The sequence below is a fragment of the Sphingobium sp. DC-2 genome, from assembly GCF_000722555.1.
GTDB lineage: Bacteria > Pseudomonadota > Alphaproteobacteria > Sphingomonadales > Sphingomonadaceae > Sphingobium > Sphingobium quisquiliarum.
This window is the reverse complement of record NZ_JNAC01000114.1, coordinates 35,478-61,533: the sequence shown is the minus strand read 5'-3', so window position 1 is coordinate 61,533 and position 26,056 is coordinate 35,478. Positions and strand designations below refer to the sequence as shown.

The 26,056-nt window shown below is 63.9% G+C and carries 23 protein-coding genes; 8 read left to right on the top strand and 15 right to left on the bottom strand.

The annotated features are described in order from the left end of the window. Positions 1 to 60 precede the first annotated feature (60 nt). Both ET21_RS0119450 and ET21_RS26735 read right to left on the bottom strand, forming a co-directional pair. On the bottom strand, positions 61 to 1,182 hold the full coding sequence (locus ET21_RS0119450) for an FAD-dependent monooxygenase (RefSeq protein ID WP_030540964.1): 1,122 nt from the start codon (positions 1,180 to 1,182) through the stop codon (positions 61 to 63). After that, positions 1,179 to 2,252, bottom strand: coding sequence for an aromatic ring-hydroxylating dioxygenase subunit alpha (locus ET21_RS26735; RefSeq protein ID WP_051768247.1), 1,074 nt, complete (start codon positions 2,250 to 2,252; stop codon positions 1,179 to 1,181). The genes ET21_RS0119450 and ET21_RS26735 overlap by 4 nt, the downstream gene beginning before the upstream one ends. Positions 2,253 to 2,401: 149 nt before the next feature. Here ET21_RS26735 and ET21_RS0119440 point away from each other — a divergent pair, with 149 nt between their 5' ends. Next, positions 2,402 to 3,361, top strand: coding sequence for an AraC family transcriptional regulator (locus tag ET21_RS0119440; RefSeq protein WP_030540962.1), 960 nt, complete (start codon positions 2,402 to 2,404; stop codon positions 3,359 to 3,361). A gap of 51 nt (positions 3,362 to 3,412) precedes the next feature. On the opposite strand, the gene ET21_RS0119435 is transcribed toward ET21_RS0119440, so the two are convergent. From ET21_RS0119435 to ET21_RS26730, 5 genes are all read right to left on the bottom strand, one after another. After that, positions 3,413 to 4,462: a zinc-binding alcohol dehydrogenase gene (locus tag ET21_RS0119435; RefSeq protein WP_156029307.1), complete on the bottom strand. Its 1,050-nt coding sequence runs from the start codon at positions 4,460 to 4,462 to the stop codon at positions 3,413 to 3,415. 126 nt (positions 4,463 to 4,588) lie between these two features. Further along, a complete protein-coding gene (locus ET21_RS0119430; RefSeq protein WP_051768246.1) occupies positions 4,589 to 6,811 on the bottom strand; it encodes a TonB-dependent receptor in 2,223 nt (740 codons plus the stop codon). Positions 6,812 to 7,183: 372 nt separating this feature from the next. After that, positions 7,184 to 7,996: an SDR family NAD(P)-dependent oxidoreductase gene (locus ET21_RS0119425; protein ID WP_037471492.1), complete on the bottom strand. Its 813-nt coding sequence runs from the start codon at positions 7,994 to 7,996 to the stop codon at positions 7,184 to 7,186. Positions 7,997 to 8,045: 49 nt separating this feature from the next. Next, positions 8,046 to 9,233 (bottom strand): cytochrome P450, encoded by a 1,188-nt coding sequence (locus ET21_RS0119420; protein ID WP_030540958.1) that lies wholly within the window; start codon positions 9,231 to 9,233, stop codon positions 8,046 to 8,048. Between the two features lie 180 nt (positions 9,234 to 9,413). Beyond that, complete coding sequence (locus tag ET21_RS26730) at positions 9,414 to 10,388, bottom strand: AraC family transcriptional regulator (protein WP_051768245.1); 975 nt, start codon at positions 10,386 to 10,388, stop codon at positions 9,414 to 9,416. 207 nt (positions 10,389 to 10,595) lie between these two features. On the opposite strand from ET21_RS26730, the gene ET21_RS0119410 reads away from it, so the two are divergent. Further along, positions 10,596 to 12,041, top strand: a complete 1,446-nt coding sequence (locus ET21_RS0119410; RefSeq protein WP_030540956.1) for an FAD-binding oxidoreductase — start codon at positions 10,596 to 10,598, stop codon at positions 12,039 to 12,041. A gap of 17 nt (positions 12,042 to 12,058) precedes the next feature. Further along, positions 12,059 to 12,439, top strand: a complete 381-nt coding sequence (locus tag ET21_RS0119405; RefSeq protein WP_030540955.1) for a cytochrome c family protein — start codon at positions 12,059 to 12,061, stop codon at positions 12,437 to 12,439. Positions 12,440 to 12,480: 41 nt separating this feature from the next. Here the strand turns inward: ET21_RS0119405 and ET21_RS0119400 are convergent, their stop codons facing one another. From ET21_RS0119400 to ET21_RS0119380, 5 genes are all read right to left on the bottom strand, one after another. After that, entirely contained in the window at positions 12,481 to 14,469 is a 1,989-nt protein-coding gene (locus ET21_RS0119400; protein ID WP_030540954.1) for an acetoacetate--CoA ligase, read from the bottom strand. Further along, entirely contained in the window at positions 14,459 to 14,878 is a 420-nt protein-coding gene (locus ET21_RS0119395; protein ID WP_030540953.1) for a Zn-ribbon domain-containing OB-fold protein, read from the bottom strand. The genes ET21_RS0119400 and ET21_RS0119395 overlap by 11 nt, the downstream gene beginning before the upstream one ends. Before the next feature lie 3 nt (positions 14,879 to 14,881). Continuing rightward, positions 14,882 to 16,060: a thiolase domain-containing protein gene (locus ET21_RS0119390; RefSeq protein ID WP_237751612.1), complete on the bottom strand. Its 1,179-nt coding sequence runs from the start codon at positions 16,058 to 16,060 to the stop codon at positions 14,882 to 14,884. Beyond that, positions 16,057 to 17,163 (bottom strand): VOC family protein, encoded by a 1,107-nt coding sequence (locus tag ET21_RS0119385; protein WP_081856783.1) that lies wholly within the window; start codon positions 17,161 to 17,163, stop codon positions 16,057 to 16,059. Before ET21_RS0119385 ends, ET21_RS0119390 begins: the two co-directional genes overlap by 4 nt. 76 nt (positions 17,164 to 17,239) lie before the next feature. Beyond that, complete coding sequence (locus ET21_RS0119380; protein ID WP_051209639.1) at positions 17,240 to 18,172, bottom strand: LysR family transcriptional regulator; 933 nt, start codon at positions 18,170 to 18,172, stop codon at positions 17,240 to 17,242. A gap of 200 nt (positions 18,173 to 18,372) precedes the next feature. Between ET21_RS0119380 and ET21_RS0119375 the strand changes: the two genes are divergently transcribed. The 4 genes from ET21_RS0119375 to ET21_RS0119360 are packed head-to-tail and all read left to right on the top strand — an operon-like array spanning position 18,373 to position 21,415. Further along, positions 18,373 to 18,801, top strand: a complete 429-nt coding sequence (locus ET21_RS0119375) for a nuclear transport factor 2 family protein (RefSeq protein WP_021238077.1) — start codon at positions 18,373 to 18,375, stop codon at positions 18,799 to 18,801. 27 nt (positions 18,802 to 18,828) lie between these two features. Beyond that, on the top strand, positions 18,829 to 19,845 hold the full coding sequence (locus ET21_RS0119370) for a fumarylacetoacetate hydrolase family protein (protein WP_081856782.1): 1,017 nt from the start codon (positions 18,829 to 18,831) through the stop codon (positions 19,843 to 19,845). Then, a complete protein-coding gene (locus ET21_RS0119365) occupies positions 19,842 to 20,336 on the top strand; it encodes a cupin domain-containing protein (protein WP_030540947.1) in 495 nt (164 codons plus the stop codon). The genes ET21_RS0119370 and ET21_RS0119365 overlap by 4 nt, the downstream gene beginning before the upstream one ends. A gap of 44 nt (positions 20,337 to 20,380) precedes the next feature. Beyond that, the gene (locus ET21_RS0119360) at positions 20,381 to 21,415 is read left to right on the top strand and encodes an amidohydrolase family protein (RefSeq protein ID WP_030540946.1); all 1,035 of its coding nucleotides are present in this window, start codon (positions 20,381 to 20,383) and stop codon (positions 21,413 to 21,415) included. 44 nt (positions 21,416 to 21,459) lie between these two features. On the opposite strand, the gene ET21_RS0119355 is transcribed toward ET21_RS0119360, so the two are convergent. Both ET21_RS0119355 and ET21_RS0119350 read right to left on the bottom strand, forming a co-directional pair. After that, a complete protein-coding gene (locus ET21_RS0119355) occupies positions 21,460 to 22,737 on the bottom strand; it encodes a pyruvate dehydrogenase complex dihydrolipoamide acetyltransferase (protein ID WP_030540945.1) in 1,278 nt (425 codons plus the stop codon). 3 nt (positions 22,738 to 22,740) lie between these two features. Continuing rightward, on the bottom strand, positions 22,741 to 25,095 hold the full coding sequence (locus tag ET21_RS0119350; RefSeq protein ID WP_030540944.1) for a transketolase: 2,355 nt from the start codon (positions 25,093 to 25,095) through the stop codon (positions 22,741 to 22,743). Between the two features lie 130 nt (positions 25,096 to 25,225). Here ET21_RS0119350 and ET21_RS0119345 point away from each other — a divergent pair, with 130 nt between their 5' ends. Further along, entirely contained in the window at positions 25,226 to 25,714 is a 489-nt protein-coding gene (locus ET21_RS0119345) for an Lrp/AsnC family transcriptional regulator (RefSeq protein WP_030540943.1), read from the top strand. Positions 25,715 to 25,737: 23 nt separating this feature from the next. On the opposite strand, the gene ET21_RS0119340 is transcribed toward ET21_RS0119345, so the two are convergent. Further along, positions 25,738 to 26,049, bottom strand: coding sequence for a putative quinol monooxygenase (locus ET21_RS0119340; RefSeq protein WP_051768243.1), 312 nt, complete (start codon positions 26,047 to 26,049; stop codon positions 25,738 to 25,740). Positions 26,050 to 26,056 lie beyond the last annotated feature (7 nt).

Genomic DNA, 26,056 nt, shown 5'->3' with positions numbered 1-26,056 from the left:
CTTGCCGCGCGCGATCTTGCACTGCGGGGACGCTGGCGCTTGCCTTGCGGCGACAGCGGGTCAGGCAGGCTCGCAGAGCAAGGCGTGGGAGCGCGATATCTCGCCAATCACATCGGCATTATGCGCCTTCTCCACCTGCCAGCGGGACAGGCGGCAACTGATCTCCACGACATCGCGCGCGCGGGGATAGCGGCGATCGGCAAAGCGGGCGAGCGCATCGCCGATCGAGCCCGGAGTCGCGTCAAGCTCCTCCGCAAGCACGACCGCGTCCTCGATCCCCATTGCCGCGCCCTGGGCGAGGGTGGGCGGATTGGCGTGGGCGGCGTCGCCGATCATGACGATGCGTCCCTGCCCCCAGGGCCTGGGCGCAAGCAGCCATTCCAGCGGCCGGTAATTCACCTGCTCCGGCGCGTTGAGGTTCTGGACGGCTTCGGCGACGAGCCCGCCATAACCTTCCAGTCCGGCGCGCATCTGGAGATGGAGCGTCGAAGGTTCGCGCGGTTCGCCGGACATATCCTGCACGATGTAGAGATAGGCCCTGTCGCGCGAGATGGGGCAAATGCCGACGAAGCCCGGCGAGCCGCCGGGATAGAGATGCGTCGTGTAGAGCCCCGCCGGACGCGGCACTTCGGCGCGCCATACCGCCTGGCCGGTCGGCTGGGGCTTCACCTGCGGCATCAGCCATTGCCGCGTCTGGGAATAGATGCCGTCAGCGGCGACCACCAGTTCGAAGCGGCCCGTGCTGCCATTGTCGAACGTGACCTCCACGCCATCCCCGGCATTGCGCATCGCTTCGACCGTGGTGGAGCAGCGGATGACCGCGACCTTTTCGGCGGCGCGGCGCAATATGTCGTGCACGTCGGAGCGCGTCATTCCGGTTCCGGCAGGCCATTCCGCGCCGCCCAGCGGCTGCATGGGATCATCGAGCAGATGCGCGCCATCGGGACGGCAAATGGCGACCTTGTCCATCGGAACGCCGGCATCGACGCACTGCCGGGCCACCCCGATCCTGTCGAGCGCCTGCATCGCATTGCCCACCATGGTCAGCCCGATGCCGCCATGATCCGCGACCTCGCCCCTGCGTTCGATCACCAGCACGTCCCATCCGCGCTGCCCCAGCGCGGCCGCGGCGGTGAGCCCGGATATGCCCGCGCCGACGACCAGCGTGCGGCGCTCGCTCATTCCGCCGCCTCCGCCACCATCTCCCGTTCCGCGCGGATCTGCGCGGCGATCAGCCTGCGCGTGCGGATCGCGCCTTCGTCCGCGCGCACCGACACTTCGGGCACGCGATCGGGTTCGAGCTGGTCGAACAGTTGCTGGATGTCGTTCAGCGCCACCACATCTTCCATCAGCAGGCGGCGGAAGTCGTCCAGCAGGAATTCGGCGCGCACGCTGGGATAATTCTGCACGACCACCGCGAACTGGTAGCAGCTTTTGGGACCGGCGGGCGTTATGCCGAACACAATGCGGGCGTCACGCGGTTCCATCGACGGGTCACTCGTGTCGGCGAATGTCTGCCGGACGACGACGGCATGGGGAGCATAGCTCCACAGGTCCAGCACGCGGTCCACCCGGTCGCCCTTGATCTGCATGGCGAGCTTGATCATCGGGGGGACGGGTTCGTCGCTGAATTCCCGCTCCATCCTGACCTTCGTGCCCTGCTGCGTGCATCTGTAGGGATGCGACGCCACGTTTCCGGCGTCGATCATGCCGTGATGCAGGAAGGTGATGTGCGTGGCGTCCACCAGATTTTCCAGCGAGTAGAGATAGTTGCTCTCGCCCGGCAGGCAGAGGCCGAAATAGGAATGGAAACCCGGCGCGGTCACGCCCATCTCCTCATGATCGGGGAGCAGCGCGGGATCGGCCTTCGCCGGATCGCCCGCCCAGGCCCAGATCCATCCCGAAATTTCCACCAGCGGATAACGGCGCACCGACATGGCGGAGGTGGGCGCGCCGCCGGATGGAATCAGGCATGCCTTGCCTTCCGGGTTGAAACGGATGCCGTGATAATTGCACTGGATGTCGTCCCCGATGACGGTGCCGCCGTTCGACAGCCGCATGCCCCGGTGCGGGCAGCGGTCGAACAGCGCGACCGGCGTGCCATCGGGCGTGCGATAAAGGACCACCGGATCGCCAAACAACATGCGGTGAAGCGGCTTTTCGGTCACTTCAAACCCGAACGCCGCGACATACCATTGATTGCGAGGATACTCCGCCCGGCCCGGCAGCATATCGATACCGTCGATCATCATCGAAAACTCTCCAGCGAAGATAGGGAACTGTCGGCTTTGATTTTTCGCACTTCGCAGGCGGAAGATTATTGCTCCTCCACCCGTCCTTCTATCTGCACCATCGCATAAAATAGCTGAATCCGTCCGAATTGGCTGCTAGACGAGGGTAGATGGACAGGCTGAGCAGAATCCTTGAGGCGACGCATCTGCAAGGATCGCTGATCGGGATGATCCAGTTGTCCGCCCCGTGGCATATCGACCATGAGCAATGGGTGGGCGCGCCGACGCATTATATTGTCGAAGGCGAAGCGGTGCTGGAGCACGAGGGGGCCGCGCCGCAATTGCTGTCGGCGGGCGATCTGGTGATGTTCCCGCAATGGCAAAAGCACCAGCTTCGCTCGCCCGGCGCGGCGGGACCGCCCGTTTCGATCCGCGAGATTGTGGAGAATAACAATGGCCCCCCGTGGCGCCCCGGCGAATGGCTGGAGGAGCCACTGATCATGAAGGCGGGCGGCGGCGGCGCACGAACCGTCATCCTGAGCATGGTCTTTTCGCTCGACACCGCTAAGCTGCATCCCATGTTCGCCGCCATGCCCCGGCTGGTTCACCTGTCGCCGCGGGACATCGATCTTGGACCCTGGCTGCCTTCGCTCCTCCAGTTCATGGAGATGGAGAAGGCACGGCACGAGCCGGGATATGCCGCCATTTCAAGCCGGATCGCCGACCTCATCTTCCTTCAGATATTGCGCGCGCAGGCGCTGCGCAGCCCCGGCGCAGGCGGATTCGCCCGCGCCTTGTCGGACCCGGCGATCGGCGCGCTGCTCCAGGCGCTGCACGAAGCGCCCGGCGCGTCCTGGACGCTGACATCGATGGCGCGGCGGGCGGGACTGTCCCGATCCACCTTCAGCGTACGGTTCAGGGAGGTGATGGACGTTACGCCAGCGGCCTATCTGCGCGGATTGCGGATGGACACGGCCGCCGAACGGCTTCGCACCGGGACGAGCGTGAAACAGGCGTTCGAACGGTCGGGCTACACCACCCTCTACGCCTTCACCACGGCCTTCGCCGCCCGTTTCGGCACTACGCCCGCCCAGTTCCGGGCCAGCGCTCGACCCCGGCCGGGGTTGTGAGGGCCTGCCAGCGAATGAAGTTCGACCCGGCATAAGCCTCCGCTGCCCGCATCAGCGCCATTCGAACACAGCGCCGATCATCCTCCGGTCGCCGGAAAGCAGCCGCCTGAACGGAGTGGCGGCGTCTGACGGTTTATATCTGCCGGTGATCAGCGGGGCGATGTCCAGCCGCCCGGTGGCGACCATTTCGAAGAAGGTTCGGATATCGTCCATCGACGTATAGATGCCCGTCGCGAAATATTCGCCTGCCCTGTCGACACGCGGTGGCCAGTCATGGATCGACGTGACATGCTGTTCCAGAAGTTGCGGGCGAGAACCGATGAAACCGCCGGTAATGGTGATGCCCTTCATCCAATGTTCGCCATAGAAGTTGCCGTTGAACTCCCTGACGGCGGACCCCGCGAACACGGTGCCGCGCTGGCGGGTGATGCGAAGCGCCAGATCCAGGGGCGGGCCGGAGCCGGACAGTTCGATCGCGGCGGCCACGCCGCCTCCGGGCAAGCGCCCCAGAGCCGCCGCCAGCGCATCCCCGTCGCGTGGATCGAGCGCGATATCGACACCCATCGCCCGCGCCAGATCAAGACGTTCGGGATCGATGTCGAGGCCGATCAGCGGCATGGCCCCGCCATAGCGGGCGGCCGAACTTGCGATCAGGCCGATCAGGCCCTGCCCGATGATCGCGACGGGGTCGCCGAGCTGGAAATTGGCGCGCCGCACCGCGTAGATGGCCATGCTGGCGATCGATGCGAAGCAGGCCTGTTCAAAGCTGACCGCGTCAGGAATGGCGATCACCTGATTTTCGGAGACGACGCATTCGGCGGCATGATTGGCGAGCGCGAAAACCCTGTCGCCGATCGCGAAATTCGTGACGCCGGGCGCAATTTCGGCCACATATCCGGCGGCGCTGTAGCCGGGCCTGAACGGAAACCAGCCGTCAGGCAGGCCGTCGCCTGAAAGGAACAGACGTTCGGTGCCCGCACTGATCGCCGTCCGCACCGTTTCGACACGAAGACAGCCGGGATCAAGCGGCCGAAGCTCCTCCTTGCGCAGTGCAACTTCCCCTGCCCGCGTGAAGACGATCGTATCAGTCCGGCTGGTCATGATGAACTCCAACACAACTTGCGGGACGAAGAACCCGGCCTGTGCCGACCCTTCGCCCCGCAGAGCCGCTCCCCCAAAGATCCGGCACCGGCCCGGTCGCCGGGCCAAGTACCGGCAAACAGATGCCTAGAAGCGGAAATCGAGCGCCGCGCCGTAGGTGCGCGGGGCATCGGCGATGACCCCGTCGATCACGGCCTGCTCCGTAATCTGCCTGAAGACTTTCTCATTGGCCAGATTGCGGCCCCAGACGCGCACCCGCAGATGATCGTTGGGAAGCGTCCAGGACAGTTCGGCCGAAAGCAGGCCATAAGGGTCCTGCGAAAGCCGGTTGTCGATCTCGAAATAGCGGCGGCCGCTATAATAATATCCGACCGTCGCGCCCAGCGTTCCTGCATCGAACCGGCGTTCATAGGCGGCCGACACGTTGATCGTATAATCCGGCACGAAGACCGTGTGATTACCCTTGGCGTTGAGAGGCCCGGTCATATTCCCTCCCGTGGGAAGGCCGGTCACGGGGTCCACGATGGGCGTCGTCTGGACCGCGTTGGGGAAGTCGCCATAGCGGGAATGCAACAGCCCAACGCCTGCGCGCAGCGTCAGCCCCTCCACCGGGACGAGGGTGCCTTCGAAATCGAGGCCATAGATTTTCGCTGACGAGGCATTCAGCAACTGAGTCTTGCCGCCTTCTGCCCGCAGCAGCTGAAGATTGGTATAATCGTAGTAGAAGCCGGCGATGTTGAGGCGCAGCATCCGGTTGAAAAGGTCCGCCTTCAACCCGACCTCATAAGCGTCGATCTTCTCCGGCTTGAGCGCATCCGCAGTCGGCTCCTGCAAGTTGTAGAGGCCGCTCTTGAACCCGCGATTGTAGGACGCATAGCCCAGGACGTTCGGGCCAAGATCCTGGTCGAGCGAAATGCGCCAGGTCGGCTTGCTCGATTTCGACCGCCGCACGGGATAGATTATGGGGTCGCCCGGAGGCGCGAAGGAAGGCAGGACCTGCTCATAGTTGGTGGCTTCGCGCTTGTCCCGCGTGTAGCGTATTCCCGTGGTGAGGCGCGTGGTCTTGCCGAGCGGGAACGTCGCCTGGGCAAAGGCCGAAATGGAATCGGTTGTCATCTGACCCGTGCTTCGGGTGATGACCGGACCTGGAGCATGGGTCAGTGCGGGGTAAGCACGGACCTCAAACGGATCGAACTCGCCCTTGTTGCGATAATAGAAGAGGCCGCCGATCCATTTGATGTCGCTGCCTTCGGGCGACAGGATTTGAAGTTCTTGCGTGAACTGGCGCTCATGGGGATTGAGCGCGATGACAAGTCCCCGCTGCGGGTTGGAAAGGAAGTCGACGACCGAAGTCGCGCGCGATTCACGGAAGGCCGTGATGCTGACGAACTGGGCGAAATCCGCTTCCTGTTCGATTTTCAGGCTGAGGCCGCCACTCTTCGCCTTATAGATCGGCTCCTGTTCGGCGGAGGTATCGTAGAATCCACCCTGGGAGCTATAGCCCAACGCGTTTACGGAGCCCGGCGCCGTTCTGGTGGAAATGCCGGTGGTTGTCCTGATGCGGGCATAATCGGCGGCGAAGGTGATGCGCGTCGTGTCGGTAGGCGTGAACAGCAACTTGCTGCGCAATGCAAGGTCGAGCGGCGTCTTGTTCGCGTCGCGGCCGGTGATCACATTCGTGCCCCAGCCCTTGCCCTGATGGGAATAGGAACCGGCAAAATCGATCGCGACCTTGTCGCTAAGTCCGGTGGTGGCGTAGAGTTTTGCATTGAAGGTTTGATAGTTACCGTATCCCACGGTGCCTTCGATCTGCGTGTCGTGACTTGGTTCGCGCGTGATGATCTGGATAAGGCCGCCGGTGGCATTGCGGCCGAACAAGGTGCTTTGCGGCCCTTTCAATACTTCGATCCGCTCGATACTGTTCAGCGCGAAGATGGATGCGGCTTGCGCCGATATATAGACGCCATCGACATAGATTGCGACGCTGTTTTCCTGTCCGGGACTTCCGGCGGCCTGCGTGCCGACGCCGCGGATGAAGGGCGTGGCGTTGCCGATCTGCGTCTGAAGGGTGAAGCTGGGCGCGATCGCGGAAAGATCAGCCGTGTTGGTGATGCCCAGCGCCTGGACGGTGTCAGCGGTCACGGCGCTCACCGTGATCGGAACGCGCTGAAGACTTTCGCTGCGCCGCTGAGCGGTGACGACAATATCTTCGATGCCCACCGGCCCGTTGCGGGCACTTGCGGAATCCGGCATCTGCGTTGCGATGCCGGTCTGAACCCCCTGCGCATGAGCCATGCCAGCCAGACCCAGGGCCACGAAAGACACGCCCGCACGTAAATAGAATGTCATTATACCCTCCCCTATCTGTTATCATCGTGCGCGATTTTCTTTATTCGTGCGCACATTCAGCACAACATTCAGGCCGGGAAGCCCATTAAATCATGCGGGCTTCCCTTATCGCCACTTACCACAGATCACCAAATCTTGCGTCTTGCTCTTATGGGCTCTACGGCGGTTCTTTCGCCGCCATCAGGCGCCATCTGTAGAAATTATGGCTGCTCAAATTATGGGTAATAGCTGTCTGGCCGTCCAATCGTAAAAACAGATTAGAGCCATGCCGAAAACTGATAGGCACTGGCAGGGCCGGGACCCAGCGGCAGGCAAAGGCCGCCCCTCCCAGCGCTTCGCCCCCGCTTCCTCATGGCAGGGCATTATGCTCGCTCATGACAAGCCGGATACGCCCGGAATATGGCTGATATAGCCGCCGTCCACGGTGACGACCTGGCCATTGACATGCCCCGCCGCGTCCGACGCCAGGAAGGCGGCCATCTGCGCCACGTCTTCCGGTTCGCCGAGCCTGTCGTTCAGCGTCTCGCCAAGAGTCATCGTCAGCATTTCAGGCGGCAGATGGTCGCGCACGACCGGCGTCAGGATCAGGCCGGGGGCGACGGCATTGCAGCGCACGCCCAGGCGGCCGTGCGACGCCGCGACCGACCGGGTCATCTGGATCACCGCCGCCTTGGACGCGGTATAGGCAGCCTGGAGGGCATGGCCCCGCAGGGCCATCGCCGCCACGGTATTGACGATCGCCCCGCGCGAGGTGACGAGGTGCGGCAGCGCGGTCCGCATCGCGATCATCGTGCCGCGGCAATTGACGGCGAAGCTCCGGTCCCACGCCCATGTTTCCATCCGCGCGATATCCAGGTCCGCCGCATGGAGTTCGGGCGTGAGCGCCGCGGCATTATTGTGCAATATGTCGAGCCGCCCAAAGCGGGACACCGTCTCCTCGATCAGCGCGACGACCGACGCCTCATCCGCGAGATCGACAGGAAGCGCGATGGCGGCCGCTCCATCCTCGCCGATCCGCTGTGCGGCCGCCTGCGCCGCATCACCGGCAATATCGGCGATCACGACGCTTGCGCCGCGCCGGGCCATCAGCCTGGCGGTAGCGGCGCCAATGCCTCCGGCGGCGCCGGTGACGATCGCCACCTTGCCATCCAGCATGATCGGATCGCGCGGCTGATCACCTTCCATATTCGCCTCCTCATTCGTGCAACGGCTGACGCTATCCCGCCCGCCCCAGTTACTGGACGGCGCGGACAGAAAGCCGCTTCCACAGGCGGACGATATTGTTGACCTCCCGTTCCTCTTCGATAATTTCGAAGCGTTTCACCGCCGGGAGCAGTTCGGTGAGCAGGGCGGCGATCTCCATCCGGGCGAGGTTCGCGCCCGCGCAGCTGTGGACCGACCGGCCAAAGCCGACATGCTGGGCAACGCCCTGCCGCCCAATGTCGAACCGCTCGGGCGCATCCCATCGCCGTTCGTCGCGATTGGCCGAAGCGAACATCACCAGCACGCGGGAACCTGCCGGAATGGTGACGCCCTCGACATCGACGTCGCGGGTCACATAACGGGTCCAGCCCTGAATGGGCGATTCCAGGCGCACGATCTCGTTAATGGCGTTGGGGATCAGGTTGGGCCGGTCGCGCAGCAGGTCCCATTGTCCGGGATGGTTCGCGAACAGCCAGATGGCGTTCACCGTGGCGGTGATGGTGGTGTCCAGGCTGGGACCTACATAATCGAGCACCATCGTGGCGCATTTGTCGCGGGGGATCGCCCCCTCATCCGCCGCTTCATAGAGCCCGGCAAGCCAACTGCCCGGCTGAACGTCCGCCGCGGCGCCAGGCACGATCTGGGGCCAGGTCCGCTCCAGCACCTCGAACGCCTGCCGCGTGCGTTCCTTCTCCATCGGGCCGGCCGTGTTGAACGATGCGGGCGCGAAGTCCAGCATCAACTGCCGCCCCACCTCAGGCAAGCCGACCAGCCTGGAAACGATGGCGAGCGGCAGGTGCCGCGCCAGATCGGCCACCACGTCGAAGGTGCCGCGTTGCAGCAGGGACGCAACCAGCGACCGGGCCTCGCCCTTGATATGCGAGTCATGCTCACGCAGCGCCGCCGGTTTCAACGGACGCATGATCACGTCCTTCATGCGCGTATGTTCGGGAGGATCGCTGCACAGGGTCGTGCCGCTCGCGCCTTCATTAGCGCGATCGTTCAGCAGGACGCCTTTCGCCAAAGAGAAAATCTCCCAATTATCCAGTGCGAAGCGGACGGAACTGTCGCGAGGCAGCGCATAAAGATCATAATGCGACAAGTGAACCACTGGCCCCATATCGCGCAGCCGCGCATAATGAGGATAGGGATCAAGGAGCGCCGCGTCCTCATACGGGTCCCAATCGCTGACAGGGCAGCGCGTCGCATCGTCCAGCATCGAACCTCTCCTGCGATTGATCGATCAATCCACCCGCTGTTCTGCGACGGTTGACCATCGTTCGGTAAAAGCCGGGGCTATCGGTTACGCGGAGGCGATTTTCGAAACCAATTGATAATATGAATAGCATCCATCGCCGGATCGCCGATATGCAGGCGGCGAGCATTGTCCGCCGGGCTGTCAAACGGCGTCAGGCCCGGACCCTCCGCCCGCCCCCCGCGCCGCCCTGGCTTTCCTGAACCGCGACGGACTTGTGCCGTGGACGGAGCGGAAGGCGCGGCTGAACGTCAGCGGGTTGTCATAGCCCAATTGCGCACCGATCCGCGCGGGCGAGGCATCTCCGTCAGACAAGCGTTCCGCCGCAAGCTGCATGCGGTAGCGGCGCAGATAGTGAAAGGGCGTCTCGTCCATCAGCCGGTGGAAAGTCTCGGCAAAGACGGAGCGGGAAAGGCCCGCTTCCGCCGCAAGGCTTGCGACTGTCCAATGCCTGCCAGGCGCACGGCCGATCGCGGCGAGCGCGCGGGCAACAGGAGGATGCCCGATGGCGCGCAGCCATCCGCGTTCATGCGAGGATGACAGGGCCCAGTCACGCAGCGCCACGGCCAGCAGCATTTCGATCGCGCGGGTGGCGACGGTATTGAAGCCCATCCGTGGTTCGCCGCTGCCATCCTCGATCAGCAGCATGACCGGCTCGATCCAGGGCTTCAGCCGGTTGAGCGCGCCCCCAAGATGGATGACGTCAGGCAGGGCGCGCGCGACGCTGGATACGGCCGCGAAGTTCAGGATCGCCGTGCCCGACAGCAGTTCCGCCGTCCAGGGCGGATCGCCAACGTCGATCCTGATCGACTGGTCGAGATCCTCGCTCCAGCTCGGCAGGCCCAGCCCTTCATAAATATCCTTGAGCGAGGCCGTATGAAGGCGTTCGCCGTTCGTGAATTCATGGACCGGCCATCGCGGAAGCATCAGGAAATCGCCGCGCTCAAGCGGGACCACCGTATCGCCGGACGTGAAGGTCAAGCTGCCCTTGATGACATAGTTGAAGGGGCTGCCCGACAGGGAATCGATCCGCACCGCCGTATCGCGGCCGATGCGGATCACCGACAGCAGCGGAGAGGAAATGCGCACAGCGGCCAGAAGCTGAGAAAGCGGTTCCATCAGGACATGCCGGACGCAAAGTATGAAAATGGCGAGGAATCATGCATTGTCATACGTCACGCCGGTCGTCAAATATTCCGTCGCGGGGTGCGCGGTGCGTCATGCAATGCTGCCCAGAGAACCGGGCGCCTGCCTCGCTTCGATCCAGTGGACAAGAACCGGATCAGGCAAAGAAAACATAAAGTTGATGGAATGAGGGGGAGCCTGATGGCCATGTTGAACCGGAGACATCTTGTTGGAGGCAGCCTTCTGCTTGCCGCCGCGGCGGTTGCCCGCGCCCAGAAGCTCACGACGATTTCGCAGCGTTCCGATCCTCTTGAAGCACTCAAGGGCAAGATCTTTTTCCGGTCCGACGACAATTACGAGCCTATCCGGGAAGCGGGCATATGGAATGCGCGCAAGCCCGAACGATATCCGCACGCCATCGTTCTCGCCACGAACGAGACGGACGTGATCCATGCCGTCCGCCTTGCCCGCGCAAAAGGATGGAAGGTCGGAACGCGCTCAGGCGGCCATAGCTGGGAAGGGACGCACACGCGCGACAATAGCTTGCTGATCAATCTGGCGAAAATGGAACAGATCGACGTCCATCCCGCCCAGCGCATCGCGGTGATCAGCCCCTCGACACAAAGCCAGGACCTCAACCGGCTGCTGCGCGAAAAGCATGATCTGATGTTCCCAACGGCCCATAATTACGGCGTCGGCCTGGGCGGCTTCGTGATGTGTGGCGGCTTTGGCTGGAATGCGTTGTCGGTTGGCCTGGGATGCGAAAATCTCATGGCGCTGGACCTGGTCACGGCCGATGGCGAACTGATCCACGCCGACGAAAGCCATAACAGCGATTATCTCTGGGCGGCGCGCGGGTCCGGGCCGGGCTTCTTCGGCGTGGCCGTGCGCTATTATCTTCGCGTTCACCCTCGCCCGGCCTTTCAGCGGCTCACCAACTATATCTTCCCGCAATCAGAGATAGAGCCGGTGCTCAGATGGATGGACGGAGTGATGGAGCGCTTTCCGCGCTACCTTGAAATGTTCGCGCTCGCCACGGCCATGAAGGGCGAGAATCGGCTCCTGCTCACCTGCCCCATCCACGCCGAAACCGAAGCGCACTTGCAGGCGGTGCGCGAGATATTGGCGACCTGTCCCGTGCTTGGAAAGGCGGTCGACAAGATGGTGGAACTGCCGGTCAACATGCCGTCGGATACGGAGGATGATCCGCTGCTCCTGACCGGCGGGCGTTTCGTCTGCGACGGCGCGTGGACCGATGCGGGTGCGGACGATATTATTCCGCGCTTCCTCCGGTCGTTCAACAGCCGCCCCACGCCGGAATCCTTCGTCTTCTGGCAGCCCTTCGTGCCTGCCCGCACTTTGCCGGACATGGCCTGTTCAATCACGGGCCGCAGCTATGTCTCGCCGACCAGCGTTTCGTCCGATCCGGCCGATGATGCCCGTTGCGCCGCATGGACGCAGGACTTCATCCGCGATTTCGCGCCGATTTCGAACGGCGGCAATCTGAACGACGACAACATGCTGATGAACCGCCAATATGGCAACAACCGCCGCTACCTGTCGGCGGCGTCGGCCGAGCGGATGAAGTCCCTTCTTGCGCGATATGATCCGCACGGGATGTTCGGCTACCTCACTCCACCAGCTTGACAGCATCGGGACGATATATGCGCACCACCATCATTCCGGCCCTGATCGCGGCTGCGGCCGCCTTCGTTCCCGGCGTGGCTGACGCCGCGCCCGCGACCGAGCCTGCGCCCGGCAAAATCATCTTTCAACGCCGCTGCGCCGCATGCCACAGTGTTCTGGGCGACGGCATCGGGCCAGACCTCAGAGGCGTTTTCGGGCGCAAGTCAGGCGGAGCGGATGGCTTCCGGCGCTATTCGCCCGCCATGCAGAAGGCAGGCGTGGTGTGGGATGCGCCCACGCTCAAGCGCTATCTTGCCGGGCCTTCCAAAATGGTTCCCGGCAACCGCATGCTGTTTCCGGGCATGACCAATGCCAGCGAGATCGACCAGCTCGTGGCCTTTTTGAAAGCCTATCGCTGACAGGCGCCGGGCGGATGGAGGTCCGCCCGGCGGTCACACGGTCAAGCCGCCATCTGGGGCACGCGGCCTGACCGGGCATAGTCGATAAAGGCCGCAAAGCTTTCCGGGTTGGCCATGGCGTCGGGGCTGGCGACGCTGGCGGGGTCCGCGCCCAGCAGCATCTTGCGCACCGGAAGCTCCATCTTCTTGCCGGTCAGCGTGCGGGGGATCGCCGGGACCACGACGATGTCGTCCGGCGCATGGCGCGGCGAGGCGAAGCGGCGTATGCGGTCGATGATCCGCTGCTTGAGCGCGTCGTCCAGAACCACGCCATCGGCAAGAACCACGAACAGCGGCATGAAGGACGGCCTGCCCAGATATTCAAGGTCGACGACCAGGCTGTCGCGGATCTCGTCCATCTCCTCGACCACGCGATAGATTTCGGCCGTTCCCATACGGATGCCGAAGCGGTTGATGGTCGTGTCGCTTCGCCCATAGATGATGCAGCCGCCATGCGGCGTGAAGCGAATCCAGTCGCCATGACGCCATATGCCCGGATAGACATCGAAATAGCTTTCGCGGTAACGGCTGCCATCGGGGTCGTTCCAGAAAAAGAGCGGCATGGACGGCAGCGGCTTGGTGACGACAAGTTCGCCCACCTCATCCTCCACCGGCCTGCCCTGCTCGTCGAAGGCGAACACGGCCACGCCCAGTTCGGCGCACTGGATTTCGCCAGCGCGGACGGGAAGCGTGGGCGCGCTGGAAACGAAGGAGGTGATGATGTCGGTCCCTCCCGACGGCGCGGTCAGCCACACATCCGCCTTGAGGTCGCGATAGACCCAGGCGAACGCATCCAGCGGCAATGGCGATCCTGCCGATATCAGGGTCTTGAGGGCCGAGAATTTCCGGGTCGCGCCCGGCCGCAACCCATCCTTCATCGCGCCGGTCAGATAGGCCGCGCCGCAGCCGAACATGGAAACCTGCTGATCGTCGATGAAATCCCACAGCGCTTCGCGATCCGGCCAGCCCGGATGACCATCCCACAGCATGACCGTCGCGCCGCACAGCAACCCGCCGACCAGCACGTTCCACACGATCCAGCCCGTGCTGGCGATGATGAGGTCCCGGTCGCCCGGCTGGAGGTCCGCCTGTAGCGCGAGCGTTTTCAGCAGCTTGACCACCGCGCCGCCATGGCCATGGACCATCGCCTTGGGCAGGCCCGTCGTGCCGGAGGAATAGACGATCCACAGCGGATGTTCGAAGCCCAGGCGCACCGGCTCCAGCGGAGCGGCGTCCTTCGTCGCATCGGCCCAGGACAGCAGGTCACGCCATTCGGGCGGCGGGCCGTCGCTGAACGCAGGGACATGGATCAGCGTCTTGACGCTGGGCAGCTTCGCCAGCAATTCGCTTACCGCCGCGCGGCGATCATGCTGCTTCCCGCCATGGCGGTAGCCGTCTGCCGCGATCAGCACCTTGGGCTCGATCTGGCTCAGCCGGTCGAGCACGACATGATGCCCCATTTCCGGGGCGCAGCTCGACCAGATGGCGCCGATGCTGGCGCAAGCGAGGAAGGCGACCACGGTTTCGGGCCGGTTGGGAAGATAGGCGGCGACCCGGTCACCCTGCTCCACCCCCAGCCGCCGCAGCGTCGCGGCGAGTGCGCCGACATCACGCTCAAGCTCGCGCCACCCGATCTCGCGCGGCGGCGCGCCGCTTTCGTCGCGGTGGATGAGGGCGGGACGATCGTCGCTGCTCTGGCGGAATATCTGTTCGGCGAAGTTGATCCGCAAGTTGGGAAACCAATGGACGCCGGGCATTTGATCGCCGGTGAGCACGGGTTCGGGCGAACCGTCCCCGCCAAGGTCGAAAAATTCGACAATCGCGCGCCAGAAATCCTCCAGCGAATCCACGCTCCATTGCCGCAACGCCTCATAATCGGCGAAGTGGAGGCCGCGCGTGTCCGCCAGCATGCGCTCGAACCGCGCCAGTTGCGATGCCTCACGCCGTTTCTTGCCGGGCGTCCAGAGGATATCACCTTGTTCAAGCGGCATCGGTCTGCCCTTCTACGGGACGGAACATCGGCATCATCCAGCCATCCTCCATCGGCTTGAACGTCACTTCCACCGGCTGGTCGATATGGATCGTGTCCAGGTCGGCATCGACGATATTGGTCAGCATCGTCACGCCTTCCTCCAGCCGGACATAGGCCATGGCGTAAGGGACAGGCCCCATCCGGCGCGCGACGCTGTAGCTATAGACGGTGCCCCGGCCGGACGCCGTTTCCCACGCCGTATCGCCCAGGCAATAGGGGCAGAGCGGGCGCGGATACCAGTGCGGCTGACGGCATTGGGTGCAGCGGGCGATCATCAGCCGTCCCTCCTTCGCGGCTTCGAAGAAGGGCGTGGTCGATGTGTCGAGCATGGGTCCGGGCAGAGGCCGGTCCTGATAGGGCGTCGTCATAGGTTACTCGCGTTCCAGAATGAGGGTCGAAGTCGCGTGCCTGCCGCCGATCATGCCGCCCAGGCCGCTGGCCACGGCCAGGGTGCAGCCGGGAACCTGAACCTCACGATTGGCTTCGCCGCGCAACTGGCGGACTGCTTCGATGACCTTGGTTATCCCGCCGCGATGTTCGGGATGATTGTTGCAAAGGCCGCCGCCATCGGTGTTGAAGGGGAGCCTGCCCTGGCCCGCGATCAGGTTCCCCTCCTCCACAAAGCGTCCGCCCTCGCCCTTGGCGCAGAAGCCCAGATCCTCCAGCTGCATGATGACGGCGATGGTGAAGCTGTCGTAGAGCGAGGCATATTGGATGTCCTGCGGGGAAACGCCCGCTGCCGCGAACGCCCTGGGCCCCGACAGCGCGGCGGCGGACCAGCTAACGTCCACCTGCCCGCGCAGATAGCCCTTATAGGCCTCTCCGGCGCCCAGCACATTCACGACCGGGCGGGCGAGCGAACGCGCGATTTCCGGCCGCGCGACGATCAGCGCGCCGCCGCCGTCGCTGATCACGCAGCAATCGAGCTTGTGCAGCGGATCGCTGATCATCGGCGAGGCGAGCACCTCCTCGACCGTGACCGGCGTTTGCAGCATGGCGTTGGGATTATATTGCGCATGCAGGGACGCCGCCACGCGCACGGCCGCAAGCTGCGCCGACGTGGTGCCGAATTCATGCATGTGCCGCATCGCCGCCAGCGCGTACATCGGCGCGGGCGCCCAGCCATAGGGGCGTTCCCACGGAAGGTCCGGCGTGTCGGGGGAGATATAGGGGCCAGTGGCACCAATCCCGCCGCCAGCGCTGCGCGGCCGCCCCGCAAGCGTGATGAGCGCCACGTCGCATTTGTTCGCGGCGATCGCCTGAACGGCATGGCCCACATGCGAAAGATAGGAAGCGCCCCCCAGTTCCGTCGTGTCCATGTGGCGCGGATTGAGGCCCAGATATTCGGCCATGTCGATCGCGCCGAGACCAGGGGTGTCCACGGCGCAAAAATAGCCGTCCACGTCGCTGAGCGTCAGTCCGGCATCCTCCAGCGCGCCGCGCGCGCATTCGGCATGCAGTTGCGCGGATGTCTTGTCCGGCGCCTTGCGCGTGGGATGTTCGAACGCTCCAACGATGCAGGCGCGGCGGCGCAGGTCGATTTCCGTCATTTCTGGCTCTCAGTCATGGCCTTCCCCGCTGCAAGCAGCTTCCCATGGGTCGGATTGGGCAGCGCGGCCCCGGCCTCGACGCCGCCCGCCTTGACCGCCGCGTCCGCCGCCTGATCGGGATGCGGAGCGACCGGCTTGGCAGGCGCATAGCCTTCGACGAAATCCACCTCCCATGGGACCTCTTCCAAGATCCAGGGCTGGAGGTTGTGCATGAAGCTCATCGTGCCGAACAGCCAGCTCCAGCGCCGGGGCACCCAGCTATCATCCAGGGAGTCGCTGTCCGTGCCATATTCGGCCTCCCCCCCGGCCGGGCAGGGCAGATAGAGGAAGATCGAACTGGCGATGCGGTGACGCCCCAGCCCCCAGCTCGACTTCTTCCAGCCCTGGCGCTCCATGTAATTTGCGCCGACCATGACCTCGTCAATGTCCTCGACACCGAAATTCGCATGGTTGAACCGTGTCGCGCCAGTCAATCCCGGCAGATCGGCGCGCAGCCAATAGAGATTGTGATGATCGTTCGTGCCGGGCGCGCGGGCGAAAACGCCGATACCTTCCTGAATATCGGAAAGCCGGAAGTCCAGATTGTCGCGATACCAGGCGAAACTGGCTTCCGGGTCGGGCGCGTGGAACACGACATGCTGGATCGTCTTGGGATTGGCCTTCACCCGCCATTTGCGATTGGCGTTGCGCCGCTGCACATTGCCATAGCTGTTGACCGGCTCCGGCGCGCCCCAGATGGTCCTCTTGTCATAGATGCGCAGACCCATGGCAATGCCGTCGCAATCCAGGAAGCGCGCCGTCCCGTCCGCATCGATCGCGACATCTGTGACATTCCGCAGCCGCGCCACGAGGCGATCCAGATTCTTCTGGTCGCGAACGCCCCAGATCACCTGCTGCACGCCGAAGCCCGTCAGCTTCTGTCCTTCCACAACGGCATCAGCAAGGGGGCGGATCAGAACGGACGATCCTTCCTCCAGTTCGAATACGGCTTCCCGATCGGCCCTGGCGGAAAGATGCAGGCCGAAATCCTCAAAATAGCGAACACATTGGTCGAGATCCTCGACACCATAAATTATCGACTCGATCCCTATGATTCCGCCCATATAACCTCTCCAGAGAATTTACAGACGCAGGTACACGAGCGCGGAGACTGCCAAAAATCCAAAGGTTCAATGCGAGCTATAAACATTTCCTTTCGCCTTGCCCGCCGTGCATCTCCCTCTCCGCTTCCAGGCACAGGTCCAGCAGCCAGCGGATCGCGCCATCTCCCGCGCGGGACGTGTGCCATTGGGCCGATTCAACGATGTCGGGAAAGGACAGCGGCGGCCGCTGGATCGTGATCGGCATGAACTGCGCGAAATATTCGGCATGACGCCGGTACATCGTCGCAAGCCGGTCGGTCCCCACGATGCTGCGCGGAATGGAGGTGAAGCTTTGCACGCTGATGTCGACGCGGCGGCTGATCCCCTGGTGGTCGAGATGCGCTTCGGTGAAAGCTGGCAGCCGGTCGGGACCAAAAGCCGCGATGACATGCCCCGCGGCCAGATATTCCTCCGCACTCAGCGCATGGGCATAGCGCCCTTCCGACCAGCTGATGACGGAATGTTCGTCGGTATAGAGCGCCTGCTTGGGATGAGTATCGGGCAGATAGGAATCGATGGTCATGATCATGTCCACCTCTCCCCGTTCCAGCCGCTCCATCATCCGGCGGTCGGGCGTGAAAAGCTCGAAGGAAACGCCCGGCGCCAGCGTCATCGCCTTGCGCGTCACATCGGCGATCAGAACGTCATAGGCATAGTCGGACACATGGATGCGGAACTTGCGCTCCGCCGTCGCCGGTTCGAACGCCGCGGGCGTGGTGATGCGCGCGCGGATGAACATCAGGGCTTCACGCACCGGGCCACGCAGTTCCTCGGCCTTGGGCGTCAGGACCATCGTTCGGCCGTTCTGGGCCAGAAGCTCATCCCCGAAAAAGTCGCGCAGCCGGTTGAGCGCGCCGCTCAAGGCAGGCTGGCTCAGGTGAAGCCGCTTGGACGCGGCGGAAACATTCCGGTCTTCGATCAGGGCATCGAGCGCCACCAGCAGATTGAGATCCAGCTTTTCAAAGCGCATCGACATCCTCTTCTTCTATATTGCTCCAGGCGGTCCGACGGAGCATCTTTCCCCCTCATATCGCCACAAGGACTGATGGATCGCCCGTTGAAATATCGCAATCGCGAATAGCAGTGATCACCCAGATCGATTGGACCCGCGCCGCCCCGCGATCTACTCAGTCTGCTATAGGGTATAACGATCTTCCAGGAGAGACAAGCTTGAGCACCGCTTATGAGCTTGAAGCCGACGGGTTGGACGATGGCGCGCTGGCCGCGATGCTCGCCGGCCTGGAGGCGCGCCGCAGGGAAGCGCTGACCACAGACGACATGGCCGCGTTCGAAGAACTGATCGCCGACGACATCGTGCATGTCCACACCACGGGCATCGTACATGACAAGGCGCAGCTGCTTCAGCATGCCGGTGGTTTCCTGCAATTCATCGACATCCGCCGGGGACCGTTGAAGGTGCGGCGTATCGGCCCCGGCGCCGCGATCATGACCGGGGAAATGACGAACATCGTCCGCAGGCGGGGACATGAGGAGCGGATCGAAGTGGGATCGTTCGTGACCCAGGTCTGGGTCAAGCGGAATGGAAAATGGCAGATAGCGAGCTTTCACGCGGTGCGCACATCTGAAAACGCATCCTGAACTCGCCTGAACAATCGGAGTGACCTCATGACCGGAATTTACGCATTGGGCATGTTCTCTCAGGCGAGCGGGGATCGCTGGCCCGGGATCGTACAGAATGGCCGGGTTCTTCCCCTGAGCAGGCTGTTGGACGGCGCGCCCGGCACCGTGGACGCGCTGCTGGCCGACTGGAGCCGTTGGGAAGCGGCGATCGGCGCGGCCATGCAGTCCGCTCCGCAGGACGGATGGCAGGACGAGCAGGCGCTGACCGCGCACCTGCCCAACATGCCCGGCGACGTGTTCGGCTCCGGCGCCAATTACCGCAAGCATGTGGTCGACATCATTGTCGACACCGGCCCCGGCGAGTTCAAGGACATGACGCCGGAGGAACGGCGGATCGCGGGCGGCAAGGTGATGGACGCGCGGGCGGCGGGCGGCAGGCCGTTCGTGTTCGTGGCCAACAGGGGCGCGCTCGCCGGGCCGGACACGGAACTGGTTCTGCCCCATGATCATGCCGAACCGGACTGGGAACTCGAACTGGCCGTGGTGATCGGGCAACCTGCCTACCGCGTTTCGCTGGACAAGGCGCTCGATTGCGTCGCTGGCTATTCGATCATGAACGACATCACCTCGCGCGATCTCAACGCCCGCCCAGACATGCCGCAACTCGGCATGGACTGGCTGGCCAGCAAGGGCGCGCCGGGCTTCAAGGTCTATGGCCCCTACATCACGCCAGCGCGTTTCGTGCCCGATCCGCAGAAGCTGCATGTCCGCCTGTCGCTGAACGATCGCGTCATGCAGGATGAGGGCACAGACGACATGATCTTCCCCGTGGCGCGGATCATCCACTTCATCGCCACCTATACGCCGCTGCGTCCGGGCGACATCATCATGACCGGATCGCCGTCGGGCAACGGCACCCACTATAACCGCTATCTCCAGCCGGGCGACGTGATGCGCGGCGAGATCGACGGGCTCGTCGGCGCGCAGGTCGTGCGGTGCGTGGCCGACCCGCTTGCGCCGGACGCCGCCACGAACGCGCGCAAGGCGGAGGCGGCGGCATGACCGCGGCCAGTCTTCCGCCGATCCGGCGCGTCGTCACCGGCCATGACGGAGACGGCCGCGCGATCATCCGTTCGGACGACACGGCGGCCACGCATGACGTGCCAGCCGGTGGCGCGCGCTTCCTGCAAATCTGGGCGACGAAAACCGTTCCCGCCGATGCGAACGACCCCGTGGACGGGCGGGAACTGGCGACCGGCCACACGATATCGTCGGGCTCGGTCATCCGCATCGTCGACATCCTGCCGGGCACGGTTTCGCCCATGCACCGGACCAGTTCGGTCGATTACGGCCTGGTGCTGTCGGGCGAGATCGAACTGGAACTGGACGGCGGTTCGGTCACGACGCTGCGGCAGGGCGATGTCGCCGTGCAGCGCGGCACGATGCATCTGTGGCGCAACAGCAGCGATACGCCGTGCCGCATGGCCTTCATCCTGATCGAGGCAGCCCCTTATGTGCATGATGGGCAGCCTTTGCCGGAAATCCATTTCTGACCGGCGGCGGCGCGACGGAAAGCGACTTTTGGGAGTATGACCGGATGAGCCAGAACCACGCCTGCTCTCATCGCAAGCCGATAGCCGTGCAGCGGCGGGGGCAGCATCTTGCCGTCGATATCCATTGCCACATGCATATTCCGGCGGCGGACCCGCTCATTACGGATCGGCCGCCCGCCTTTCCGTTCATCAACGCGGCGTCAGCGTCGGTCATGGCGGACATGCTGTGCAAGGTCGCGCCGAAACTGAACGGCACGGAAGAAAGGCTGGCGGACATGGACGCGCAGGGCGTCGATGTCCAGGCGCTCAGCCCCTCGCCCGGCCAATATTTCTACTTCGCCCCGGCCGAGGAAGGCCGCGCCGCCGCCCGCGCCGTCAATGACGGCATTGCGGAGGCTGTCGGCCGCCATCCTGCCCGCTTCGTCGGCATGGGCACGGTGCCGTTGCAGGAACCGGAACTGGCGGTGGCCGAAATGCGCCGCTGCGTGCGCGACCTGGACCTGCGCGGGATCGAGATCGGTTCGCACGTCAACGGCGTCGAACTGGCCGATCCGCGCTTCCAGCCCTTTTTCGCTGCGGCGGAGGAATTGGGCGTGCTGCTGTTCATGCACCCGCTCGCCATTACCGAAGGCCGCAGGCTGACGGATCATTATCTCAGCAACATCATCGGCATGCCGCTGGAATCCACGATCGCGCTCAGCCACCTGATATTCGGCGGCGTGCTTGATCGTCATCCGGGTTTGCGGCTGTGCGTGGCGCATGGCGGCGGCTATCTGCCCGGCTATTGGGGGCGAATGGATCACGCCTATCGCGCCCGTCCCGATTGCCGCGGGGCGATCACGCGCGAACCGTCCAGCTATCTTCGCCAGATATGGATCGATTCGCTGGTGTTCGATCCGCTCCAACTGGAATCCCTGGTGCGCAACCACGGCGCGGAGCGGATCTGCATGGGAACGGACTATCCGTTCGACATGGGCGAAGTCGATCCGGTCGGCTTCCATTCCGGGCTGGCGGACGGCGACCGGGCGCGCATCCTTGGATTGAACGCGGCAGAGCTTCTGGGCCTGACTGTCGAATAGCGCATATCGGCGGCCGGGACTTGCCCGGCCGCCATAGCTTTTCATCAACCCAATATAAGCAGCGGGTTTTCGACCAGCGCCTTGAACGCCTGCATCAGCCTGGCGCCATCCGCGCCATCGATTGCACGGTGATCGAAGCTGCCCGTCGCGCTCATCACCGTCGCGACGCCCAGCGCGTCATCGACGATAAAGGGCCGCTTCTCTCCCGCGCCGCACGCCATGATCATCGCTTGCGGGGGGTTGATCACCGCCTCGAACTGCTTGATGCCATACATGCCCATGTTGGAAAGGCTGGCGGTGCCACCCTGATATTCTTCGGGCTTGAGCTTGCCCTCCCGCGCGCGGGCAGCGAAATCCTTCATCTCGGTCGAGATCGCCGCGACGCCCTTTCCATAGGCGTCCTTGACGATCGGCGTGATGAGGCCGTTAGGCACCGAAACCGCCACGGAAATGTCGGCGCGGCTGAACTTCAGCATCTGGTCGCCCGCGAACTGAACATTGCATTCGGGCACCTGCATCAGGCTGGCCGCCAGCGCCTTGATCAGCAGATCGTTGACGGACAGCTTGACCCCCTGCCCTTCCAGCGCCGCATTCAGTTCGCTGCGCAGCTTGAGCAGTTTGTCGAGCTGAACATCGACCGTCAGATAGATATGCGGCACCGTCTGCTTGGCCTGCGTCAGCCGCCGCGCGATGGTCTTGCGCATGTTGGACAGCTGCGTCAGCTCATGCGGAATGCCGAAGTCCTGCGGCTCCAGCGGCGCGGAGGCCGGGACGGCCTGCTGGGCCGCGACCGGGGCGGCCTTCGCAACCGGCGGCGTCAGCCCAAGGTCGCGGCGAACGATCCGCCCGTTGGGGCCAGTGCCGGCAATGGCCGACAGATCGATACCCTTGGCCTGCGCGATGCGCGCCGCCAGCGGGCTGACCTTCACCCGGTCTTCCAGCCGCCCCCGGACAGGTTGCGCGGCGGCGGGCGGAGAAGCAGGCGCAGGCGGCTCGACAGCGGCAGGCTGGGCGTGCGCTGATGCGGCGGGCTCTGGCGCGGCAGGCGCTGGCGCTGGCGCAGCTTCCGCCATCCCGCTCTCCGCATCGGTTATCCGCGCGATGACGGTGCCGACCGCGACTTCGTCCGTCCCCTCCGGCACCAGCAGCGTGACGACGCGCCCCTCGTCCACGGCCTCGAACTCCATCGTCGCCTTGTCCGTCTCAATCTCGGCGATCAGGTCGCCCGCCTTGATCAGGTCGCCTTCCTTGACCAGCCATTTGGTCAATGTCCCCTGTTCCATCGTGGGCGACAGGGCTGGCATTTTCACATCGATCGTCATGGCTCAGTCTCCCAAGAACAGGTCTGCGGCGGCTTCGATGACGGCTTGCGCATCGAGCCGGTAGGTGCGGTAGAGGTCCGGCAGGTCGCCCGTCTGGCCGAAACGGTCATTGCCAAGCGGACTCACCCGCTGGCCACGCACCGCGCCCAGCCAGGACAATGTGGATGGCGCGCCGTCGATGATCGTCACCAGCCCCGCATCGGGCGAAAGGGCCGACAGCAGTGTTTCCACATGGCTCGGCCCGGCCGGGCCTCCCTTCCACCGTGCGGCTCGCGCTGCCGACCAGTCGCGGTGCAGAAGATCGGGCGAGGTGATGTTGAGGATGCCCAGGCCCGGCAAGTCCTCCGCCAACTGCTCGGCCGCCTCCAGCGCTTCGGGCGCGATCGCGCCGGTGAAGGCGATCGCCGCATCCCTGCTGCCGGACGGGGCGCGCAGCCAATAGCCGCCCTTCAGCATGTCACCGATCCAGCCGTCATCCTGGCGCTGATGCTGCCGGATCGATCGCGTGGTGAGGCGCAGATAGACCGAGCCGCCATCCGGCGCCTGCATATGCTGGAAGGACCAGCGCATCAGATGCGTCAGTTCATCGACAAAGGCGGGCTCGAAATAGGTGAGGCCCGGCTGGCCCATGCCGATCAGCGGCGAATTGATCGACTGGTGCGCGCCTCCCTCCGGCCCCAGCGTCACGCCGGACGGCGTCGCCACCAGCAGAAAGCGGGCATCCTGATAACAGCCATAGTTCAGCGCATCGAGCCCGCGCGCGATGAACGGGTCATAGACGGTGCCGACCGGCAGCAGCCTGCTGCCGAACAGGGGCGCGGCGAGGCCCAGCGCGGCGAGCATCAGGAACAGGTTGTTTTCGGCAATGCCAAGCTCAATATGCTGGCCAGCGACATGGCCCGCCCATTTTTGCGCCGACGGGATCTTGGCCCCGGCAAAGACGTCCTTCAACTCCTGCCGCCGGAACAATCCGCGCTGGTTCACGAACCCGCCCAGATTGGTGGAAACAGTGACGTCAGGCGATGTCGTCACGATACGGTCGGCCAGCGGATGGCCGGATTTCGACAGGTCGAGCAGAATGCGGCCAAAGGCGGCCTGGGTCGATTGCTCCTCACCGTCGGGAACGGGAAGGCTTTCCGGCACGGCGATGGCTTGCGCGCTCGGCCGCTCCGGCTGGCGCGCCAGCGGGCTGTTCGCGACGAAATCCCTAAGCGCCGTCGCGGCATTTTCGCCAAGGCCGCCATAGGGCGCCCATTCCTCCCCCTCCGCTATGCCCAGGCTGTCGCGCAGGCCGTGCATCTGCGTCGGGTTCATCAGGCCCGCATGATTATCCTTGTGCCCCGCGAACGGCAGGCCGAAGCCCTTGACCGTATAGGCGATGAACAGCGTCGGCCGATCATCCTGCGCCTGATCGAACGCCTCGACCAGGGTTTCCATGCAATGGCCGCCCAGATTGGTCATCAATGCTGCGAGAGCGTCGTCGTCAAAGCTGTCGAGCAACTTGGCGACATGCGGCTTGCCGCCGATATCCGCCGTCAGCCGCGCCCGCCATGCAGCGCCGCCCTGATAAGTCAGGGCCGCGAATTCGGCATTGGGGCAATTGTCGATCCACTGCTCCAGGCTCTTGCCGCCCGGCCGCTTGAACGCCGCGCGCTGGCGCTTGCCATGCTTGAGCGTGACGACGCGCCAGCCGCAGGTTTCGAAAATGTCGTCGAAGCGGCGGAACATCCGGTCGGCGGTCGTGCTGTCCAGCGACTGGCGGTTATAATCGACGATCCACCAGCAATTGCGGATGTCGTGCTTATATCCCTCGATCAGGCATTCGTAGATATTGCCTTCGTCCAGTTCCGCGTCGCCCATCAGCGCGATCATGCGCCCCGCATCCTGCTCCGCCATCTGGCCATGCGCGATCAGATAATCCTGCACCAGGCTGGCGAAGGCGGTGATGGCGACGCCCAGCCCCACCGATCCGGTGGAAAAGTCGACGGGAATCTGGTCCTTCGTCCGCGACGGATAGGATTGCGCGCCGCCCAGCCCGCGGAAGCGCTGCAACTGGTCGAGCGTCTGATTGCCCAGCAGATAATGGATGGCGTGCAGCACAGGCCCGGCATGCGGCTTGACCGCCACCTTGTCCTGCGGGCGCAGGGCATGGAAATAGAGCGCCGCCATGATCGCGGTCATGGACGCGCAGCTCGCCTGATGACCGCCGACCTTCAACCCGTCCCGGCTCTCACGGATATGGTTCGCATTGTGAATGGTCCAGGCCGACAGCCAGCGCAGTCTGGTATCGAGCAGTTCCAATGAAGAAATCCGGTCCGATGCCTCATCAGACGCCGATGGAATTGAAGATGTTTGCATGCTGGACATGATGCTCGTCCTCCTTGCCGCCGGACTACACGAAAAGGCGAGACAGGTCCGTGCGATCTATGCCAATATGGAAGACGTTAAAGCAATATTCTGCCGTTACATGAATTATCAGAGGCCAAATATGCCAAATATCATCGACGACATAGATGCGCGCATTCTTGATCAGATTCAGTCGGACGGCCGCATCACCAACCAGGAGCTTGCGGACCGGGTCGGCCTCTCGCCAAGCCCCTGTCTGCGGCGGGTCAGGCATCTGGAATCCGCTGGCGTGATCAGCGGCTATGTCGCGCTGGTCGATCCGGGTGCGATCGGGCTGGAAGTCACCGCCTTCGTGCGGGTGCGGCTCAAGGAGCAGGGCGACCGGCACCTTGCAATGTTCGAGGGCGCGGTCGTGCACCTTCCCGAAGTGATGGAATGCTATTTGATGACGGGGGAGAGCGACTATCAGCTGCGTGTCGTCGTCGGATCGCTGGAGGAATTCGAAACCTTCCTGCGGCACAAGCTGACCCCGATCGAGGCTGTTGCCGAGGTTACGTCCAGCTTCGCGCTGCGGCCTGTCGTCTATAAAACGGCGCTGCCCGTCCGCGCGCGGCGGACGGGCGAGCGGTAGCGGCGGGAATCAAGCAGGCCGGGTCACACGTCTTTCAGGCGCATGACCTGCGGCGGCCCGGACAGAAGGCCTTCCAGCTTTTTCGCCATGGACTGGAATGCCGCGCTTTCGAAATGCTCCTGCAAAGCCTCTGCATTGCGCCATTTCTCTATGATCACGATACGCGCGGGATCATCAAGGTCGGCGAGCGCCTGATATTGATCGCATCCCTCCTCCCGCCGGAAGGTGGGGATGGTCTCCGACACGATCTGCCATACCGCGTCCGTGTGGGCCGGTATCGTCTGCAAAATGGCGACCACGGGCAGGGCCGTGCCGATATCCTCGGAAGATCCCATATTTCCT

Bases quoted from the DNA above. Each gene is read 5' to 3' on its own strand.
- ET21_RS0119365 (WP_030540947.1), top strand. From the start codon at position 19,842: ATGACCGCGGCCAGTCTTCCGCCGATCCGGCGCGTCGTCACCGGCCAT.
- ET21_RS26730 (WP_051768245.1), bottom strand. From the start codon at position 10,388: ATGGAACCGCTTTCTCAGCTTCTGGCCGCTGTGCGCATTTCCTCTCCG.
- ET21_RS0119345 (WP_030540943.1), top strand. From the start codon at position 25,226: ATGCCAAATATCATCGACGACATAGATGCGCGCATTCTTGATCAGATT.
- ET21_RS0119405 (WP_030540955.1), top strand. From the start codon at position 12,059: ATGCGCACCACCATCATTCCGGCCCTGATCGCGGCTGCGGCCGCCTTC.
- ET21_RS0119380 (WP_051209639.1), bottom strand. From the start codon at position 18,172: ATGCGCTTTGAAAAGCTGGATCTCAATCTGCTGGTGGCGCTCGATGCC.
- ET21_RS0119340 (WP_051768243.1), bottom strand. From the start codon at position 26,049: ATGGGATCTTCCGAGGATATCGGCACGGCCCTGCCCGTGGTCGCCATT.
- ET21_RS0119410 (WP_030540956.1), top strand. From the start codon at position 10,596: ATGGCCATGTTGAACCGGAGACATCTTGTTGGAGGCAGCCTTCTGCTT.
- ET21_RS0119440 (WP_030540962.1), top strand. From the start codon at position 2,402: ATGGACAGGCTGAGCAGAATCCTTGAGGCGACGCATCTGCAAGGATCG.
- ET21_RS0119370 (WP_081856782.1), top strand. From the start codon at position 18,829: ATGACCGGAATTTACGCATTGGGCATGTTCTCTCAGGCGAGCGGGGAT.
- ET21_RS0119395 (WP_030540953.1), bottom strand. From the start codon at position 14,878: ATGACGACGCCCTATCAGGACCGGCCTCTGCCCGGACCCATGCTCGAC.
- ET21_RS0119420 (WP_030540958.1), bottom strand. From the start codon at position 9,233: ATGCTGGACGATGCGACGCGCTGCCCTGTCAGCGATTGGGACCCGTAT.
- ET21_RS0119425 (WP_037471492.1), bottom strand. From the start codon at position 7,996: ATGGAAGGTGATCAGCCGCGCGATCCGATCATGCTGGATGGCAAGGTG.
- ET21_RS0119385 (WP_081856783.1), bottom strand. From the start codon at position 17,163: ATGGGCGGAATCATAGGGATCGAGTCGATAATTTATGGTGTCGAGGAT.
- ET21_RS0119350 (WP_030540944.1), bottom strand. From the start codon at position 25,095: ATGCAAACATCTTCAATTCCATCGGCGTCTGATGAGGCATCGGACCGG.
- ET21_RS0119355 (WP_030540945.1), bottom strand. From the start codon at position 22,737: ATGACGATCGATGTGAAAATGCCAGCCCTGTCGCCCACGATGGAACAG.
- ET21_RS0119390 (WP_237751612.1), bottom strand. From the start codon at position 16,060: ATGACGGAAATCGACCTGCGCCGCCGCGCCTGCATCGTTGGAGCGTTC.
- ET21_RS0119430 (WP_051768246.1), bottom strand. From the start codon at position 6,811: ATGACATTCTATTTACGTGCGGGCGTGTCTTTCGTGGCCCTGGGTCTG.
- ET21_RS0119450 (WP_030540964.1), bottom strand. From the start codon at position 1,182: ATGAGCGAGCGCCGCACGCTGGTCGTCGGCGCGGGCATATCCGGGCTC.
- ET21_RS0119360 (WP_030540946.1), top strand. From the start codon at position 20,381: ATGAGCCAGAACCACGCCTGCTCTCATCGCAAGCCGATAGCCGTGCAG.
- ET21_RS0119400 (WP_030540954.1), bottom strand. From the start codon at position 14,469: ATGCCGCTTGAACAAGGTGATATCCTCTGGACGCCCGGCAAGAAACGG.
- ET21_RS26735 (WP_051768247.1), bottom strand. From the start codon at position 2,252: ATGATGATCGACGGTATCGATATGCTGCCGGGCCGGGCGGAGTATCCT.
- ET21_RS0119435 (WP_156029307.1), bottom strand. From the start codon at position 4,462: ATGACCAGCCGGACTGATACGATCGTCTTCACGCGGGCAGGGGAAGTT.